The organism is Microlunatus sp. YIM B11417 (genome assembly GCF_059617205.1).
This window is the reverse complement of sequence record NZ_JCAMPJ010000001.1, coordinates 1,691,123-1,709,078: the sequence shown is the minus strand read 5'-3', so window position 1 is coordinate 1,709,078 and position 17,956 is coordinate 1,691,123. Positions and strand designations below refer to the sequence as shown.

Genomic DNA, 17,956 nt, shown 5'->3' with positions numbered 1-17,956 from the left:
CAACGGACCGGATTCGACCGACCCGGTCGGCCCGGGGTACCCTGTCAGACTATTGATAATGATTGTCATTAGCTAGGAGAGATCATGAGACGTCTACCTGGGGGCCTGGCTGCGGCGAGCTTGGCCCTGGCCCTGCTGGCCGGCGCCTGCGGCAACGCCGCCGAGCCGGCCGCGGAACAGTCGGCGGAACGAGCCGAGGTGACCGGGCCGCGGATCTCGGTCACGTACAACGGCGGCATCCTGATCTTGGACCGCGACAGCCTGAAGCCGGTGGCGGACCTCAAGCTGCCCGGCTTCCTGCGACTCAACCCGGCCGGTGATCAACGCCATCTCCTCGTCTCGACCGGCGACGGCTTCCAGGTGCTGGACACCGGCGTCGAGGTGCAGGGGCACGGTGATCACAACCACTACTTCGCGGGCGAGGCGCGGCTGACCGAGACCAGCTACCCGGCGCCCCATCCCGGCCACGTCGTCCGGCACGCGGGCAAGGTCGCGTTGTTCAGCGACGGTGCCGGGACCGTCCAGGTGCTCGATCCGGCCAAGATCGACAACCCGCCCGGTGAGCCCACCTGGACCGCGCCGCATCCGCACCACGGTGTGGCCGTGCCGCTGGAGAACGATCGGCTGTTCGTGAGCATCGGCACCGAGGAGGCCAGGACCGGGGCCCAGGTGCTCGACGCCGCTGGGCGGGTGCTCGGCTCCAGCGACGACTGTCCGGACCTGCACGGCGAGGCCACAGCGGCGAACGGCACCGTCCTGGCCGGCTGCACCGACGGCGTCCTGCTCTGGCAGGACGAGAAGTTCATCAAGATCGACAGCGCCGACGACTACGGCCGGATCGGCAACCAGGCCGGGTCGCCCCGGTCCGACGTCGTGCTCGGCGACTACAAGACCGATCCCGACGCCGAGCTCGAGGAACCGACCCGGATCAGCCTGATCGACACCGAGAAGAAGAAGATCAAGCTGGTCGAACTCGGCACCAGCTACACCTTCCGGTCACTCGGCCGCGGACCGAACGGCGAGGCGCTGGTGCTCGGCACCGACGGCCGGCTGGCCGTGATCGATCCCGACACCGGCAAGATCACGGACCGGATCAAGGTCACCGAGCCGTGGCGGGAACCTGTTGCCTGGCAGGATCCCCGGCCGACGCTGCTGGTCGAGGGCAGCACGGCGTACGTGACCGAGCCGAGCACGTCGAAGGTGCACGTCGTGTACCTGCCGGGGAAGAAGGTGGTCGACTCGGTCGAATTGCCGCAGGTCCCGAACGAGATCACCGGCGTCGGCGAGGGCGAGCACTGAGCCAGGTCTCGCCGGACCGGGTCAGCGACCCGGTCTCCAGTGATCACGAAGGTAGTCCCGGGACACCCGCAGTCCCTCGGCGAGATCGGCCCGGCTCTCCTCGTCCACGCAGAGGGTGACGCCGTCGCCGAGCCGGCCGATCGCGGCCAGGGCACCGGTCAGCTCGACCGTGCCCTGGCCGAGCAGCCGGAACTCGCCGTCGGCGAAGTCCTTCAGGTGGATGTTATCGATCACCGGCGCCAGGTCGGTGATCAAGGACGCGACGTCGGTGATGCCGGACTTCAGCAGGTGGCCGGTGTCCACGGTCAGGGTCAGCGTGCCCGGCCGCACCGCCGCGAAGAAGACGTCGAAGTCGCGTCGGTGCATCACCGGCTGGTCGGTGTGGTGGTGCAGGGACAGCCGGACGCCCCGCTCGAGGGACTGCTCCGCGAGGTCGGAGAGCGTGCCCGCGAAGCGGACCAGATCGCTGTCCTGCAAGCCTTCCCGAGCTACGTCGTGGCAGAGCACCACCCGCTCCGCCCCTACCCCGGCGGCGAACTCGATCAGCGCCAGCAGCCGCGCGGTGCCGGCGTCGTCCAGCGGGTTCATCGTGATCAACGACGAGACGTGGCCGGGGGCGTCGCCCCAGTCGGCCCGGAACCGGTCCGGGCCGTCCGGCACTCCGACGTAGTCGCCGTACTGGTTCCCCTTCAGTTGCAGGCCGTCGAAGCCGTACTCGGGATAGCTGAGCAGGAGTCGGCGCTGGGCCTCGGCGCCGCGGGTGGGCTTGGAGAACGCGAGCTTCATGCCGGCAGTCCCTTCTCGAGGACGACGGGCCGGCGGTCGTCGGCCGAACGGTAGGCCGCGTCCAGCAACGCGACGGTGCGCAGGTTGTCCCGGCCGCTGTTGCTGGGTTCGGTCCCGGTCTCGATCGCGGTGAGCAGCCGGTCCAGGCTGCGGAACATCGTCTCCGGTCGTTGATCACCGGCGAACGGGTTGGGATAGCTCTTCTCGGTGCCGTCCGGGCGGGCCAGCACCGCGTGGTCGTACGTCAGCGCCAGCGTCCCGGTCTCGCCGAACACCAGCGTCTCGGTCCGCCGGACCGACGACGAGAAGCTCTGCACGTAGCTGACCGGGGTCTGGTCGAACAGCACCTGGACGTGGGCGTCGGTCTCGCCGGCACAGTCGATCACCGGCGAGGAGAACGTCCGCGCCGACACCCAGGTCGCCTCCCGGCCGAGCAGCACCCGGAACCCGTCGAACCAGTGGATGCCCATCACCGACAGGGCGTGCCGCTGCTGCTGCAGCCGCCAGCCCTGGTCCTGCCGGACCTGGAGCTCCTGCTGGCTGATCGCCTGCACCTCGCCGAGCTCGCCGGCCTCGATCAGCTCCCGGCCCAGGCCGAAGGTGTACTGGTCCCGGAAGTTCTGGTTCACCGCCAGGTGCACGCCGGCGGCGGCACAGGCATCGACCATCGACCGGGCCTCGGCCAGCGAGAACGACAGCGGTTTCTCCACCAGGACGTGCTTCCCGGCCGCCGCCAGCTCCAGCACGGCCGCCGACCGGACATGGCTCGGCGTGCAGACCACGGCAACGTCCCAGCCACCGGCCTGGACCAGCTCGCCGACCGACGGGTAGCCGGCTGCGACGCCGTACTCGTCCCGGATCCAGCTCCGGCGCTCCTCGGACGGGTCGGCGGCGGCGACCAGCTCGACCCGGTCGGGATGCCGCTGCCAGCTCCGCAGGTGGACCCGGGAGATGTTCCCGGCACCGACCAGCGCGATCCTGTGTTTGATCATCGTCGTCTCCTCGTCGTCGGTCAGCCCTTGACCCCGGTCAGGGTCACGCCCTCGATCAGATAGCGCTGGGCGAAGAAGAACAGCAGGATGATCGGCGCGATCGTCACCGTCGCCGCCGCCATCAGATAGCCCCACTGGGCGTTGTAGACCCCCTGGAACGACGCCAGCCCGAGCGCGATCGGGAACAGGTCGTCGTCGTTGAGGTAGATCAGCGGGTCGAGGAACTCGTTCCAGACCCGGATGAAGGTGAAGATGCCGACCACCATCAGGGCCGGTTTGCTGTTGGGGATGATGATCCGCCAGAACACCTGCCACGGGCTGGCACCGTCGACATAGGCCGCCTCGTCGATCTCGTACGGGATCGTCAGGAAGAACTGGCGGAGCAGGAAGACGTTGAAGATCCCACCGGCCGCGCCGCCGAACCAGGCCGGCACGATCAACGGGTAGTAGGTGTCGATCGCGGCCAGTGCGTCCCACATCAGGAACGTCGGCACCAGCAGCACCGCCTGGGGCAGCATCAGGCCGCTGAGCAGGATGCCGAAGATCACGTTGCGGCCGCGCCAGCGCAACCGGGAGAAGCTGAACGCCGCCACCGAGCAGGTGAGCAGCGTGCCGGTCACGTTGAACACCTCGAGGATCATCGTGTTCAGGAAGTAGCGGGCGAACGGCTGCGCGGTCATCGCCCCGGAGAAGTTCTCCCAGGCGAACGGGCTCGGGATCCATTCCGGCGGGGCGACGAACATCTGGTTGTTGTCCATCAGCGCGCTCCGCACCAACCAGACGAACGGCAGGATCGTCGGCACCACGCCGATGATCAGCACCAGGTAGATGATCACCCGTCGTGCGGTCATCGCGCCGTTCCCATCTCGTAGTAGACCCACCGGGAGGAGGACCGGAACAGCAGCGCCGTGATCACCAGGACGATCACGAAGAGCACCCAGGCCAGGGCGCTGGCGTACCCCATCTCGCTCTTGGTGAAGGCCGTCGTGTAGAGGTAGTAGACGTAGAACGTGGAGGCGTTGTTCGGACCGCCCTGGGTCATGATGTAGGCCTGGTTGAACACCTGGAAGGTGCCGATCACGCTGGTCACCAGGTTGTAGAAGATCACCGGCGTCATCATCGGCAGCGTCACGTGCCGGAACTGCTGCCACCAGCCGCCGCCGTCGATCGCGACCGCCTCGTACAGGTGGCGCGGCACACCCTGCAGCCCGGCCAGGAAGATCACCATGACGTTCCCGAAACCCCAGGTGCTCATCAAGATCAGCGACGGGACCACGGCGGTCTCGCTGAACACCCAGTTCGAGGTCGGCAGACCGGCCTGTCGCAGCGTGGTGTTGAGCAGCCCGAAGTCGGGATTGAAGATCCACAGCCACAGCACGGCGTTGGCCACGCTCGGCACCAGCGTCGGCAGGTAGTAGATGGTGCGGTAGACGCCGAGTCCCCGGACCCGGGCGTTCAGCAGCAGCGCGATCGCGAAGGCCACCACCAGGGTCAGCGGCACCGCGCCCAGCGTGTAGTACCAGGTCACGCCGAGCGACTTCCAGAACAGGTCGTCGCCGGAGAGCAGCCGGACGTAGTTGGCGACTCCGACGAAGGCGGGCGGTGAGCCGATCGTCCAGTCGGTCAGGCTGAGCACGGCGGAGGCGGCCATCGGGCCCAGCGTGAAGATCACGAACCCGAGCATCGCGGGCGCCGCCAGCAGCAGTCCCCAGCGCCGCTCCAGTCGGCCCTGACCGCTCAGCCGGTTCCTGGTCCGGCGGGCCACCGCTGGCGCGCTCGCCGTCGTGGACACCGCCATCACCGGCACCTCCTCGCCGTATCCGTTCTGATCTTGTTCCGGCCGGCCGAGCAGGCCGGCGGCCCGCCTACTCGCCGACGACCTGGCGGTCGGCGGTGGAGAAGCTGATCATCAGCACCGCCGGTTCGGTCCCGGTGTTCCGGGCGTTGTGCACGGTGCCGGTCGGGATCGAGATCGTGTCGCCCGGTCCCATCGGGAGGAGTTGATCACCGAGCCGGTGCTCGATCGTGCCCTGCAGGACGTGCAGCACCTCGTCGCAGTTGGGATGGAGGTGCGGCGGGTTCTGCTCACCCGGCCGGATCGTGCACCGCCCGACCGTCAGGGTGTCGGAGTTGCCGAGCGCTCCGGAGATCATCCACTCGAGCTTGCCCCAGTCCTGCGGCTCGGCCTCGACCCGATCCGCCGGCATCAATCCACCACGACCCACGGTTGCCCTCCTCGACAGCCCGATCTCCTTGCAGATCGGGGATTCCGCCCATCCTGCGCTCGGTCGGGAAGGTTGGACAGGGCCAATTCGGGTCAGTTGGCGCGCCGCCGGGGGCGCATTGGCCGGACCCTCATCAGGTCCCAGGCGTCCCGGAGCACGCCGAGCCCGGTGATCAACTCCGGCTGCGGGCCGGCCAGGCTGACCCGTACGTGGTCACCCAGCCCGTCCACGCAGCTGAACGTCGGGCCGGGCAACAACTGGACGCCGAGCCGTTCGGCCCGCTGGACGAATTCGGTGGCGACCGGGACCGGCAGCCTGATCCAGAGCGACGCTCCGCCGGCCGGCACCGTCGGCTCCCAGTCCGGCAGCAGGTCCGCCAGCGCCGCCAGGGCCAGGTCCCGGCTGGCGGCGAGCGCGGCCCGCCGTAGCTCCCGGGCCTCGGCGATCCGGGGCAGCAGCCGTGCGGTCGTCGCCTGCGCGAGCAGCGAGGTACCGAGATCCTCGCCGGCCTTGATCGACACCAGCGACGCGATCCGTGACTCCTCGGCCCGCAGCCAGCCGACCCGCAGGCCGCCCCAGAACGACTTGCTGACCGAGCCGACGGTCAGCACGGTCGAGCCCCAGGCCGCGAGCGGCAGCGGCGGCGGTCCGTCGATGACGGCGTCGGCCAGCGTGGTGTCGTCGAGCACCGGCAGCCCCAGCTCCGCTGCCGTGACGGCGAGGCGCCGCCGCCGGTCGGCGTCCATCACGCCGCCGGTCGGGTTCTGCACGGTGGACTGCATCGCCAGCAGGGCCGGCCGGAACCGGGTCACGGCCTGCACCAGCGCGGTCACCTCGATCCCGGCCGGGCCGCGTGGCAGCGGCACCAGCCGGGCCCCGGCCGCCCGGAGCAGCTCGATGGCGCCGCGGAAGGACGGCTCCTCCACCAGGGCCACCGAGCCCGGCTCCAGCAGCGACACCGCCGCCATTCGCATGGCCTGCTGGGCGCCGGAGCTGATCACGATCTGCTCGGGCGTGGTCGGCAGGCCGAGCGTCTCGTAGTAGAGCGCGACCTGTTCGCGCAGGCTGGGCAGTCCGCTCGGCAGGTAGCCGTGGCCGGCCACCAGCGGAGCAAGATCATCGGCGAGGGTCCGGCCGATCTCCTCGGTGACCATCGGCAGTCCTGGCAGCGCCGCGCTGCGCAGGTCGATCCGGGGCACGGCCGGCCCGGTCCGGCCGAGGAACGACTCCAGCCGGTCGTCGCCACCACCCGGCGTGGGCTGCCGGGCCGCGCTGACGTACGTGCCGTCACCGCGCCGGCTGGTCAGGATGCCGTCGCCGCGCAGTTCGTCGAAGGCCGCCCCGACCGTGTTCCGGCTGACCCCGAGCGCCTCCGCCAGGGACCGCTCGGACGGCAGCCGCGCCCCGGCCGCCAGCTTGCCGTTGTCGACCAGCACCCGGAGCCGGCCGGCCAGTTGGGCGTGCAGCACGCCGTCGCCCAGCCCCCAGTCGCTGATCAGCCGGGCCAGCCGGTGCACGCTGACCTGGCGGCCGACCATTCGGATCGAATTGGCACTCGTTGACATCGTCGTCGTCCTTCATGATGGAAACCTTGTTGGGGTGACTCGAGGAGGAGACATCGTGGGTACGGTCGCGCTGGTCGGAACGCTCGACACCAAAGGGCACGAGTACGCGTTCGTCGCCGCCCGCCTCCGCGATCTCGGCCTCGAAGTCCTGGTGATCGACTGCGGCATCCTCGGGCCGCCGCTGCTCCGGCCCGACATCGAGCGCACCGAGGTGGCCGCGGCCGCCGGCGAGGACGTCGCCGAACTGGCGGCGGCGGGTGATCGCGGCGCTGCGGTGCAGGCCATGTCCCGGGGCGCCGGAGTGATCCTGGAACGGCTGGCCGCGGAGCACCGGATCGACGGCGCGCTTGCGCTCGGCGGCACCGGTGGCACCTCGCTGGCGTCGGCGGCCTTCCGCCGGCTCGCCCTGGGCGTGCCGAAGCTGATCGTGTCGACCGCGGCGTCCGGGGACACCCAGCACTACATCGGCGAGTCCGACCTGATCCTGGTGCCGAGCATCGTCGACGTCTCCGGGCTGAACCGGATCTCGACCAAGATCATGAGCAACGCCGCCGCCGCGATGGCCGGCATGGTCGGCGCTCCCCCGGCGGCCGGCGGCGACAGCAGGCCGTTGATCGGCGCCAGCATGTTCGGCGTCACGACGCCCTGTGTCACCCGCGCCAGGGAGCGGCTGGAGGGCCTGGGCTACGAGGTGCTCGTGTTCCACATGACCGGCGCCGGCGGGCGCACGCTGGAGTCGCTGATCGACGCCGGCCTGCTGGCCGGGGTGTTCGACGTCACGACCACCGAACTGGCCGATCATCTGGTCGGCGGCATCTTCGACGCCGGCCCGGACCGGCTCGGCGCGGCGGCTCGCACCGGGACGCCGGCGGTGGTGTCGGTCGGCGCGCTGGACATGGTCAACTTCGGGCCGCCGGAGACCGTACCGGAGAAGTTCGCGGATCGCCTGTTCTACCAGCACAACGCCACCACGACCCTGATGCGGACGACGCCGCAGGAGTGTGCCGCGCTCGGGGCCCGGCTGGCGGAGCAGGTCCGCGCGTCGGTCGGCGAGGCCACGGTCTTCCTGCCGCTGCGCGGGATCTCCGCGATCGCCGGCGCGGACGGGGCGTTCCATGACCCGACCGCCGATGCCGCCCTGTTCGCTGCGGTACGGTCCGGTCTGGCCGGCAGCACCGTCGAGCTGATCGAGCTGGACGCGACCGTCAACGACGAGAAGTTCGCCGATGCGATGGTGGATCGGTTGCACGCAGCTGTCGCCCAACGTGAAGGAGTTTGATCATGGGCCGAATCGAACGCTCCGCCATCCTGCGGCGGTTGAACGACAAGATCGCCCGCAACGAGCCGATCGTCGGCGGCGGTGCCGGCACCGGTCTGTCGGCCAAGTGCGAGGAGGCCGGCGGCATCGACCTGATCATCGTCTACAACTCCGGTCGGTACCGGATGGCCGGCCGCGGGTCGCTGGCCGGCCTGCTGGCGTACGGCAACGCGAACGAGATCGTGCTGGAGATGGCGAACGAGATCGTCACCGTGGTCAAGGACACCCCGGTGCTGGCCGGGGTGAACGGCACCGATCCGTTCTACCAGCCGGAGGCGTTCCTCGATCTGTTGATCAAGGCCGGCTACTCCGGCGTGCAGAACTTTCCGACGGTCGGGCTGATCGACGGCACGTTCCGGGCCAATCTCGAGGAGACCGGGATGGGCTTCGGTCACGAGATCGAGCTGATCGGGCTGGCCGCGCAGAAGGACCTGCTGACGACGCCGTACGTCTTCTCGGCCGCCGACGCCGTGGCGATGGCGGAGGCGGGCGCCGACGTGATCGTCTGTCATCTCGGTCTGACCACGGGCGGCAACATCGGCGCCGAGACCGCGCGCACCCTGGACGACTCGGTCGTGCTCTGCAACGAGTGGGCGGCGGCCGCCCGGGACGTCCGCGACGACGTGATCGTCCTGGTGCACGGCGGCCCGGTCGCGGAGCCGGGCGACGCCGCCTACGTACTGCAGCGGACCAAGAACGTGCACGGTTTCTACGGCGCCTCCTCGATGGAGCGGCTGCCGGTGGAGCGCGCCCTGATCGAACAGACCAGGGCCTTCACCGAGATCAGGTTCTGACCCGCCGGTGATCATGGTGTGTCCCCGGGATCCAGCGCGGCCAGCTCGGCCAGCGGGACGGGGACGGCCAGGGTCCGCTTGGCCATCCCGCGCAGGTCGTCCGCGGTGACCGGCCGCCCCGTGCGCGCGGCGGCCAGCGCCGCGACGTTGGGCCCGCAGATCCGGCCCTGGCACCAGCCCATGCCGCACCGGGTGAACAGCTTCAGCTGGCGGGCGGAGCGGGCCGCGAGTTCGCGTCTGGCGTGCTCCGCCTCGGCCAGCGTCACCTCCTCGCAGCGGCACACCAGGGTGTCCGGCGTGCACCAGTCCGGCCAGCCGGCCGGCACCGGATGGGCCCGGTGCAGCGCCGCGGCGAACGCCCGCAGCCGGCGGATCCGGCGGACGATCCTGTCCCCGGTCCGTGGACCGCGGCCGGAATCGTGGAGCAGGCTCAGGGCCGCGAGCTCACCCTCGGCCCGGGCCAGCGCGGCGCCGCCGACGCCGGTCGCCTCGCCCGCGACGTAGACGTCGGGCTCGCTGGTCCGCTGCCGGCCGTCCACCTCCGTGATCAAGGAACCGTCGGCACCGAGGCCGGTCGCCGCGCCGGTCATCATGATCAACTCGAGGGAGGCCGTGAAGCCCCAGCCGAGCGCGACCGTGTCCACCTCGAGCTCGGCGATCCCGGTCCGGACCCGGTTGCCGGCCCGGTCCAGCCGGTCCAGCCGGACCGAGCGGACCCGGTCGTCGCCGCGGACCTCGCCGACGATCGTCCTGATCCGGTACGGGATCCGGTGCCGAGCCAGCCCGGCCAGGTAGCCCGCCCCTTCGACCAGTTTGGCGGGCACGGCGGCAACGGCTGCCGCGGACCGCAGCCAACGGCCCGGGTCGTTGGCCTCGCAGACTCCGACCACCGTGGCACCGGCGCGGGCCAGGCCGACGGCCACCGGCAGCAGGAACGGGCCGGTCCCGGCCACGAGCACTCGGCGCCCGACCAGGGTCCGCTGACCCTTGAGCAGCGCCTGCGCCCCGCCCGCCGCGACCACTCCGGGCAGGTCCCAGCCGGGCAGCGGCAGCTGCCGATCATGGCCGCCCGGGCAGAGCAGCAGCCGTTCCGCGATCACCGGTTCGGACCCGGCCGGCCCGGCCGCGGCCGTCGGCCGGAGCTCCAACCGCCGCTCGCCGGGCGAGCCCGTGATCAGGTGCACTTCGCGGCCGGGCCGGTAGTCGATCATGCCGGTCGCCCGGTGTGCTGCGAGCTCACGCAGCAACCGGCCCAGTACCGGCCGGTCGTGCTGACCGGGCGCCGCCGCATCGTCCTCGGTGTGCCGCCAGAACTGGCCGCCCGGGCGGGGTCCGGCGTCGATCAGCGCGGTCCGCACTCCCGCCGCGGCCAGCCGGACGGCGCCGGTCAGCCCGGCCGGGCCGGCGCCGACCACGACCGCGGCGAACCGTTCCGCGGCGGTCACGGCGGATCCTCCTGGCCCCGGTCGGTGTCGATGATCATGCCCTCCCGGGCCGGGATCAGGCAGGCCCGGACCGGCGGCCCACCGTCCACCCGGACCAGGCAGTCGAAGCAGGCACCGATGCCGCAGAACAGGCCGCGCGGGCGGTCGTACCGCCGGGTCCGGCGCCAGGAGACGATGCCGGCCGCGATCAGGGCGGCGGCGACGGTCTGGTCCGGCCCCGCCGGGACGTCGGCGCCGTCGACCTTGATCGCGTACGTCGGCTCAACCATGATCGACTCCGGCGCTGTCGAACCGCTCGGGCGCGAACGGAGCCGGGTCCACCCCAGGAGACTCGCCCATGATCAGCTGGGTCAGCAGGGCACCGGTGGCCACCGACAGCCCGATCCCGGCACCCTCGTGGCCACAGCCGTGCAGCAGTCCCGGTGCCCGCGGATCGGCGCCGATCACCGGCAGATGATCCGGGCAGTAGGGCCGGAAACCGTGGTAGTGCCGCAGGATCCGTACCCCGGCCAGCACCGGGAACAGCGCGATCGCCTGCCGGGCCAGCCGGCCGAGCACCTCGGGCCGGACCTCGTGATCGAAACCGACCCGTTCCCGGGACGAGCCGATCAGCACGGTGCCGCTCGGCGTGCCCTCGATCACCGGCGAGGTCTGCAACACGGCGTCGGAGCTGGCCACGTTGTCCACGTAGTCGGCGCTGTAGACCTTGTGCCGGATCAGCCGCCCGACCGGCTCGGTGACCAGGACGAACCCGCGCCGCGGCAGCACCGGCAGCCGTACCCCGGCCAGCGCAGCGACCTCGCCGGCCCAGGTGCCGGCCGCGTTGATCACCCGACCGGCCGGGATCGTCCCGCCGTCGCCGGTCCGGACCCCGACCACGTCGTCGCCGGCCCGGAGGAACCCGGTCACCTCCGCGGCGCGGAGTTCGGCGCCGCGGTCCCGGGCCAGCCGGAGCAGCTGGGCGGCCGCGAGCATCGGCTGCACCTGGGCGTCCTCGGGATAGAACGCTCCCCCGGCCAGGCCGACCGCGAGCTCGGGCTCGTAGCCGGGCAGCTCGTCCGGACCGAGATCATCGGCGATCACACCGGCCGCGCGCTGGCCCGCCGCCAGCCGGCGCAGCCCGGCCAGCGCGGGTCCGGTGGCCGCGACCACGACCCCGCCCTTGGCCTCGAACTCCCAGCGGGCCGCGTGCTCGCCGAGATCCTGCCGCCACAGTCGCTGCGCGTACCGGGCCAGCTCCAGTTCCGGGCCGGGTTCCTTGTCCGACACCAGCAGATTGCCCTCGCCCGCGCTCGACGTGCCGCCGGCGACGCCGGCCCGGTCCACGACGACCGTACGCAGCCCGGCCAGGGTGGCGAAGTAGGCGCAGGAGGCGCCGACCACACCCGCACCGATGATCACCAGGTCCGGCTGCGGCATCGTGATCACGCCTCCGGGTGAGCGGCCCAGAGCCCGCGGACATGGCCGATGTGCCGGCGCAGGTACGCCTCCACGTCCTCCGCCTGCCCGGCCTCGACCAGGTCCATGATCACCAGATGTTCCTCGGCCGACTCGACCAGCCGACCGGACTCCAGCAGCGGGGTCAGCCCGAGCAGCCGGGTCTTGGCCCGGAGGTCGGCGACGACGTCGAGCAGCAGCCGGTTGCCGGCGTGCTCCAGCAGGGTCAGGTGGAAGTCCAGATCGCAGGCGACGTATTCGATCAGGTCCCCCGCCTTCGCCGCCTCGACGATCTTGCCGGCCTGTTCGCGGAGCCGCTCGATCCCAGCCGGGTCGATCCGGCCGGCGACCTTCCGTACCATCGGCGGCTCGATCAGCAGCCGCAGCTGGGCCACGTCGTCGAGGTCCGACTCGGACACCTCGGTGACCCGGAATCCCTTGTTCGGAAGGGAGATCACCAGTCCCTCCCGGACCAGGTCGAGCATCGCCTCGCGGACCGGGGTCGGCGAGACGCCGAACGTCTCGGCCAGCGTCGGCGCCGAGTAGACCCGGCCCGGCTCCATCTCGCCGGAGATGATCGCCGATCTGATCGCGCGTTTGACCCCGTCCCGGAGGTTCTCCCGGCGCACCGGGCGCAACGTACTGCTCATGATCGACTCACAGCAGGAAGCCGGCCGGGAACGGGTCGGTCGGGTCGAGGAAATACTGCGCGGTGCCGGTGATCCAGGCCCGGCCGGTGATCGTCGGCACCACCGCCGACCGGCCGCCGACCGCGGCCGTGTCGACCAGACGGCCGACGAACCGGGTGCCGATGAAGGACTCGTTGACGAAGTCGGTGTCCAGCGCCAGCTCGCCGCGCGCGTGCAGCTGTGCCATCCGGGCGCTGGTCCCGGTGCCGCACGGGGACCGGTCGAACCAGCCGGGATGGATCGCCATCGCGTGCCGGGAGTGCCGGGCGTCCGAGCCCGGCGCGGCGAGATAGACGTGGTGGCACCCGGCGATGTCGGGCCGTTCCGGATGCACCGGCCGGTCCGCCTCGTTGATCGCGTCCATGATCGCCAGTCCGGCCTTGATCAACTCACCGCCGGCCGCGCGGTCGTACGGCAGCCCGAGCCGGTCCAGTTCGACGATGGCGTAGAAGTTCCCGCCGAAGGCCAAGTCGTAGCCGACGCTGCCGTACCCCGGGACCTCGACCTGCTGGTTCAAGGCGTGCGCGTACGAGTCGACGTTGCGCAGCGTCACGGCGGTCGCGGCACCGTCCCGTACGGCCACCTCGGCCCGGACCAGCCCGGCCGGCGTGTCCAGGTTGATCACCGTGACCGGCTCGGCGACCTCGACCATCCCGGTCTCGACCAGCACCGTGGCAACGCCGATCGTGCCGTGCCCGCACATCGGCAGCAACCCGGACACCTCGATGAACAGCACGCCGAAGTCGGCGTCCGGCCGGGTCGACGGCTGCAGGATCGCCCCGCTCATGGCGGCGTGCCCGCGCGGTTCGTACATCAGCAGCGTGCGGACGTGATCTTGGTTGTCGGCGAACCACTGCCGCCGTTCGGCCATCGTCGAGCCGGGGATCACGCCGACGCCACCGGTGATCACCCGGGTCGGCATCCCCTCCGTGTGCGAGTCGACCGCGTGGAAGACGCGCTTCGAGCGCATCAGCGCATTCCCTTGGCCAGCAGGCGTTCCACCTCGCCGGTGATCTCGGTCGCCGACTCGGTGGGCAGCGCCAGCCGCGGCGGCCGGCAGCCACCACCCTTGCGTCCGGCCACGTCCATCATGAGCTTGATCGCCTGGACGAACTCGGTGGTCGCGTCCCAGCGCAGCAACGCGTGCAGGTCGCGGTAGAGCGGCAGAGCCTCGGCAAGATCAGCGGGCTGGCCGGAAGTGGCCAGCCGGTACAGCTCGACACTGATCGCCGGCAGCGCGTTGGGCAGTCCGGCGATCCAGCCGACCGCCCCGGCGATGCCGAGCTCGAGCAGCACGTCATCGGTGCCGATGATCACGTCCAGGCCGGGCGCCAGCTCGGCGATCCGGTAGGCCCGGCGCACGTCGCCGGTGAACTCCTTCACGGCGACGATCAGGCCCTCGCCGAACAGCCGGGCCAGCAGCGGCGGCGTCAGGTCGACCTTGGTGTCGTACGGATTGTTGTACGCGACGATCGGCAGCCCGGCCTTGGCCACCTCGCGATAGTGCTCGACCACCGTCGCCTCGTCGGCCCGGTACGTGTTCGGTGGCAGCAACAGCACCGACGCCGCACCGGCCTCGGCCGCGTGCTCCGCCCACCGCCGGGACTGCAGCGCACCGTAAGCGCCCACGCCCGGCATCACCGAGAACCCGTCCGGCGCGGCCTCGATCGCCGTCCGGACGACCAGCGCCCGCTCATCGTCGGACAGCGTCTGGTATTCCCCCAGGGAGCCGTTCGGACAGATCCCGTCACACCCGTTCCCGGCCAGGAACCGGACGTGCTCCGCGTACGCCTCCACGTCGATCGTCAGGTCGTCGTGGAACGGCAATGCCGCCGCCACCTGAACCCCGCGCCAAGGCCTGCTCTGCTCCACCATGCCATCAGTGTAATGTCACACGACACTCAAAGGGGAGGATCGGGCCGAATGGCACTGCCGCCGGACGGCCGAGCCGGGTTACCGTCGCGGCGTTCCCACCATTTCCCCTGATCGGAGGCCGCTGATGACCTGCCTGTTCATCCGGACCCGCCGCATGGAGCTCGGGCCCAGCTATCAGGAACTCTGGCAACTCAAGTCGAACATCCAGGCCTATCTGAACAACCTGGATGTCCGGTTCACGGACGTGATCAACAACGACCAGGAGGTTGCCGGGAACCTCGCCGACATGCGCGTGTCGATCCTGCACCTGCCCATCGGGGGCCGCGGCTACTTCGAGCAGGTGATCGCGTCGGGCACCGACGTGAACCAGACCCGAGGCATCGTCGACCGGCTCGCGAACGACATCGCGCAGGCCCGCTGACCCGAGCGCTACCGGCCGACCGCGTAGCCCTGGGCGCCGCGGGGGTTGGCCCCCGCCTTCAGCCAGCCGCCGTCCCGGGCGACGGCCGAGAGCCGGCCGAGGGACCAGCCGTCGCCGACCTCCACCAGGTGCCCGCGCCGCCGCAGCTCGGTGATCACGTCCGGGCCGAAACGATCTTCGATCAGCAGGTGGCGCGGATGGATGTCGCGCGGATAGAAGGAGTTCGGCACGGCGAGTGTGTGGAAGTCCGGGGCGTCGATCGCCTGCTGCAGGTCCATCCCGCGATGGATCACCTCGAGCAGGAAGTGCAGCGACCACTGGTCCTGGAAGTCGCCGCCGGGGGTTCCGAAGGCGAGCCACGGTTCGCCGTCCCGGAAGGCGAAGGACGGGGTGAGCGTGGTCCGCGGCCGGGCGCCGGGGCGGAGCGAGTTCGGCAGGTCGTCCTGGAGCCAGAACATCTGGCCCCGGGTGCCGAGACAGAAGCCGAGGCCCGGGATCACCGGCGAGGACTGCAGCCAGCCGCCGCTCGGCGTCGCGGAGATCATCATGCCGTTCGCGTCGACCACGTCGAGGTGGCAGGTGTCGCCGCGCAGGGTCGGCTCGCCCGAGCCGGCCGCCGGGTCCGGTTCATGATCACCGGGATAGCGCGGCAGCTTCGGCTCGCGCCCGCCGGGGCTGCCGGGTCGCAGGTCGGGCGACGAGGTGTCACCGAGCAGGGTCGCCCGCTGCTTGGCGTACTCGGGGCTGAGCAGGTCGCCCAACGGCACGTCGGTGAAGTCGGGATCGCCGTACCAGGCCTCGCGATCGGCGTACGCCAGCTTGCTCGCCTCGGTGATCAGGTGCACCCAGTCGGCCGACCCCGGCTCGACGTCGGCGATCCCCGCGGCCTGCAGCAGCGCCAATTGCTGCAGCATCACCGGCCCCTGGCCCCACGGCCCGGTCTTGGCGACCCGGTAGCGGCCGTAGTCGATCATGACCGGGTCCTCGACCAGCGGCTGCCAGCGGGCCAGGTCGGTGCCGGCGAGCAGGCCGCGATGCCGTTCGCCGCTGGTGTCCATGATCTCCGCGGTACGGCAGAACGCGTCGATCGCCTCGGCGACGAAGCCGGAGTACCAGGCGTCGTGCGCGGCCTGGATCCGCTGGTCCCGGCTGCCGCCGGCCTGCTCGGACTCGCGCGCGACCCGGGCGTAGGTGTCGGCGAGGGCCGGGTTGCGGAACCGAGTCCCGGCCGCCGGCGGTGCGCCGCCGGGCAGCCAGACCTCGGCCGAACTCGGCCACTCGGTACGGAACAGTTCGGCCACCCCGGCCACCGTCGCCTCGACCCGGGCCAAGACCGGGCTTCCCTTGCGGGCCAGGGTGATCGCCGGTTCGAGGATGTCCGCGACGGACCACGTGCCCCACTGCCGGAGCAGCCGCAGCCAGGCGCCGAACGAGCCCGGCACGGTCGCCGGCAGCAGGCCGGTGCCGGGCATCAGCTCCAGGCCCAGCCCGGTGATCGCCTCGATCGTGGCGGCCTCCGGCGCGACGCCCTGACCGCTGATCACCTTGAGCTCCCGCTCGGTCTCGGACCAGACCAGGATCGGCACCTCACCGCCGGGGCCGTTCAGGTGCGGTTCGACGATCTGCAGCACGAAGCCGGCCGCGACCGCGGCATCGGCCGCGTTGCCGCCTCGCTCCAGCACGCTCATCCCCGCCGCAGAAGCCAGCCAGTGGGTGCTCGCCACCATGCCGAAGTCGCCGATCAGTTCCGGGCGGGTGGTCATCATGGGCGCGCTCCTCGGTGATCCGGAGTTGATCATGATCGGGCGGTCGGGATCGGTTTCACGCTACTACGCTGTCCGGATGGAGAGCAGTCGCCGGTTCGGTCTGCGGACCGACCATGCCGTGATCGCCGACGCCGACCTCACCGTGGTCAACGGGATGATCTTCGACGGAGTCGCCGACGAGCCGTACCCCGGCGAGGTCCGGGTCGAGGCCGGTCGCATCGTCGAGGTCGGCCCGGCGGTGAAGCGGTCCGGCCGGGTGATCGACGCCGCCGGCGGAACCGTCCTGCCCGGCCTGATCGACGCCCACCTGCACGCGTTCGCCCTGGACCTGACCGGCGCGCTGGCCGACCGGCTCCCGGGCAGCTACCTGGGCGTCAAGGCCGCGCGGCGGCTGACCGCGGCGCTGGCCCGCGGCTTCACGACCGTCCGCGACGTCGCGGGCGGCGACCCGGCCTTCGCCCGGGCCGGCGTCGAGGGGCTCTACTGGTCGCCGCGCTACCTCTACACCGGCGCCGCGCTGAGCCAGACCGGCGGTCACGGCGACAGCCGCGACCCCGACAGCGTCGAGTGTTCGCACGGCCACCGGATGTGCGAGGTGGTGGACGGGGCGGACGAGGTCCGGCGCACCGTCCGCGACCGGTTCCGCCGCGGCGCGCACGCGATCAAGCTGATGACCTCGGGCGGCGTGGTCTCGCCCGCCGATCCGCTCCGGGTGCCGCAGTACTCGGCCGAGGAGGTCCGGGCCGCGACCGAGGAAGCGGCCCGGCGCGGCTCGTACGTCGCCGTGCACGCCTACTCCCCGGAGGCGATCATCCACTCGGTCCGCAACGGGTGTCGCAGTGTCGAACACGGCAACCTGCTCGACGCCGAGTCGGCCGTGATCATGGCCGAGCACGGCGCCTTCCTGGTGCCGACCCTGGCCGCGTACGAGGCGATGCGGGTCCGTGGCGCCGCCCTCGGCCTGCCCGAGGTGGCCCAGCGGAAGAACCAGGAGGTGCTCGACGCCGGCCGGGATTCGATCAAGATCGCCCGGGAGGCCGGTGTTCCGGTCGGCTTCGGCTCAGACCTGATGGGCGATCTGCAGGATGATCAACTGAACGGGCTGCGACTGCAGGCCGCGACGGACGGCTGGCCGAACACGCTGCGCTCGGCGACGTCGGTCAACGCCGCCCTGATCCGGCGGCCTGATCTCGGCCGGGTCGAGCCGGGCTGCGTCGGCGACCTGCTGGTGCTGTCCGGCGACGTGTTCGCCGACCCGGAGGTGCTCTGCGACCCGGCCCGGCCACGCACCGTGATCAGGTCCGGCAGCGTCTGCTTCGACGGCTGAGCACGTCCACGGGCCCG

The 17,956-nt window shown here is 71.3% G+C and carries 18 protein-coding genes; 5 read left to right on the top strand and 13 right to left on the bottom strand.

Annotation, left to right across the window (positions count from 1 at the left end; all coding sequences use genetic code 11):
* The first annotated feature begins 84 nt into the window (after positions 1-84).
* The gene (gene aztD, locus AC6CCG_RS08545; RefSeq protein WP_496654066.1) at positions 85-1,299 is read left to right on the top strand and encodes a zinc metallochaperone AztD; all 1,215 of its coding nucleotides are present in this window, start codon (positions 85-87) and stop codon (positions 1,297-1,299) included.
* Between the two features lie 21 nt (positions 1,300-1,320).
* Here aztD and AC6CCG_RS08540 read toward each other — a convergent pair whose 3' ends face one another.
* The 6 genes from AC6CCG_RS08540 to AC6CCG_RS08515 all read right to left on the bottom strand — a co-directional run bounded on the left by AC6CCG_RS08540 (position 1,321) and on the right by AC6CCG_RS08515 (position 6,867).
* Entirely contained in the window at positions 1,321-2,085 is a 765-nt protein-coding gene (locus tag AC6CCG_RS08540; protein ID WP_496654065.1) for a sugar phosphate isomerase/epimerase family protein, read from the bottom strand.
* On the bottom strand, positions 2,082-3,077 hold the full coding sequence (locus AC6CCG_RS08535; RefSeq protein WP_496654064.1) for a Gfo/Idh/MocA family protein: 996 nt from the start codon (positions 3,075-3,077) through the stop codon (positions 2,082-2,084). The genes AC6CCG_RS08540 and AC6CCG_RS08535 overlap by 4 nt, the downstream gene beginning before the upstream one ends.
* A 20-nt stretch (positions 3,078-3,097) precedes the next feature.
* Complete coding sequence (locus tag AC6CCG_RS08530) at positions 3,098-3,928, bottom strand: carbohydrate ABC transporter permease (protein WP_496654063.1); 831 nt, start codon at positions 3,926-3,928, stop codon at positions 3,098-3,100.
* On the bottom strand, positions 3,925-4,875 hold the full coding sequence (locus tag AC6CCG_RS08525; RefSeq protein WP_496654062.1) for a carbohydrate ABC transporter permease: 951 nt from the start codon (positions 4,873-4,875) through the stop codon (positions 3,925-3,927). Before AC6CCG_RS08525 ends, AC6CCG_RS08530 begins: the two co-directional genes overlap by 4 nt.
* Before the next feature lie 67 nt (positions 4,876-4,942).
* Positions 4,943-5,284, bottom strand: coding sequence for a cupin domain-containing protein (locus AC6CCG_RS08520; RefSeq protein ID WP_496654061.1), 342 nt, complete (start codon positions 5,282-5,284; stop codon positions 4,943-4,945).
* Between the two features lie 110 nt (positions 5,285-5,394).
* Positions 5,395-6,867, bottom strand: a complete 1,473-nt coding sequence (locus tag AC6CCG_RS08515; protein ID WP_496654060.1) for an aminotransferase-like domain-containing protein — start codon at positions 6,865-6,867, stop codon at positions 5,395-5,397.
* 55 nt (positions 6,868-6,922) lie between these two features.
* Between AC6CCG_RS08515 and AC6CCG_RS08510 the strand changes: the two genes are divergently transcribed.
* Positions 6,923-8,146: a Tm-1-like ATP-binding domain-containing protein gene (locus AC6CCG_RS08510; RefSeq protein WP_496654059.1), complete on the top strand. Its 1,224-nt coding sequence runs from the start codon at positions 6,923-6,925 to the stop codon at positions 8,144-8,146.
* Between the two features lie 2 nt (positions 8,147-8,148).
* Positions 8,149-8,979: a phosphoenolpyruvate hydrolase family protein gene (locus AC6CCG_RS08505; RefSeq protein WP_496654058.1), complete on the top strand. Its 831-nt coding sequence runs from the start codon at positions 8,149-8,151 to the stop codon at positions 8,977-8,979.
* Positions 8,980-8,990: 11 nt separating this feature from the next.
* Here AC6CCG_RS08505 and AC6CCG_RS08500 read toward each other — a convergent pair whose 3' ends face one another.
* The 6 genes from AC6CCG_RS08500 to AC6CCG_RS08475 are packed head-to-tail and all read right to left on the bottom strand — an operon-like array spanning position 8,991 to position 14,425.
* Complete coding sequence (locus AC6CCG_RS08500) at positions 8,991-10,424, bottom strand: FAD-dependent oxidoreductase (protein ID WP_496654057.1); 1,434 nt, start codon at positions 10,422-10,424, stop codon at positions 8,991-8,993.
* On the bottom strand, positions 10,421-10,693 hold the full coding sequence (locus AC6CCG_RS08495; RefSeq protein ID WP_496654056.1) for a (2Fe-2S)-binding protein: 273 nt from the start codon (positions 10,691-10,693) through the stop codon (positions 10,421-10,423). The genes AC6CCG_RS08500 and AC6CCG_RS08495 overlap by 4 nt, the downstream gene beginning before the upstream one ends.
* A complete protein-coding gene (locus AC6CCG_RS08490; RefSeq protein WP_496654403.1) occupies positions 10,686-11,843 on the bottom strand; it encodes an NAD(P)/FAD-dependent oxidoreductase in 1,158 nt (385 codons plus the stop codon). The genes AC6CCG_RS08495 and AC6CCG_RS08490 overlap by 8 nt, the downstream gene beginning before the upstream one ends.
* A gap of 5 nt (positions 11,844-11,848) precedes the next feature.
* Positions 11,849-12,511 (bottom strand): GntR family transcriptional regulator, encoded by a 663-nt coding sequence (locus tag AC6CCG_RS08485; protein ID WP_496654055.1) that lies wholly within the window; start codon positions 12,509-12,511, stop codon positions 11,849-11,851.
* 7 nt (positions 12,512-12,518) lie between these two features.
* Entirely contained in the window at positions 12,519-13,520 is a 1,002-nt protein-coding gene (locus tag AC6CCG_RS08480) for a proline racemase family protein (protein ID WP_496654054.1), read from the bottom strand.
* Positions 13,520-14,425, bottom strand: coding sequence for a dihydrodipicolinate synthase family protein (locus AC6CCG_RS08475; protein ID WP_496654053.1), 906 nt, complete (start codon positions 14,423-14,425; stop codon positions 13,520-13,522). Before AC6CCG_RS08475 ends, AC6CCG_RS08480 begins: the two co-directional genes overlap by 1 nt.
* A 124-nt stretch (positions 14,426-14,549) precedes the next feature.
* Between AC6CCG_RS08475 and AC6CCG_RS08470 the strand changes: the two genes are divergently transcribed.
* Entirely contained in the window at positions 14,550-14,846 is a 297-nt protein-coding gene (locus tag AC6CCG_RS08470) for a hypothetical protein (RefSeq protein ID WP_496654052.1), read from the top strand.
* An 8-nt stretch (positions 14,847-14,854) separates the two neighbouring features.
* Here AC6CCG_RS08470 and AC6CCG_RS08465 read toward each other — a convergent pair whose 3' ends face one another.
* Complete coding sequence (locus AC6CCG_RS08465; protein ID WP_496654051.1) at positions 14,855-16,612, bottom strand: gamma-glutamyltransferase family protein; 1,758 nt, start codon at positions 16,610-16,612, stop codon at positions 14,855-14,857.
* Between the two features lie 76 nt (positions 16,613-16,688).
* Between AC6CCG_RS08465 and AC6CCG_RS08460 the strand changes: the two genes are divergently transcribed.
* Positions 16,689-17,939 (top strand): metal-dependent hydrolase family protein, encoded by a 1,251-nt coding sequence (locus AC6CCG_RS08460; RefSeq protein WP_496654050.1) that lies wholly within the window; start codon positions 16,689-16,691, stop codon positions 17,937-17,939.
* Positions 17,940-17,956: the final 17 nt, after the last annotated feature.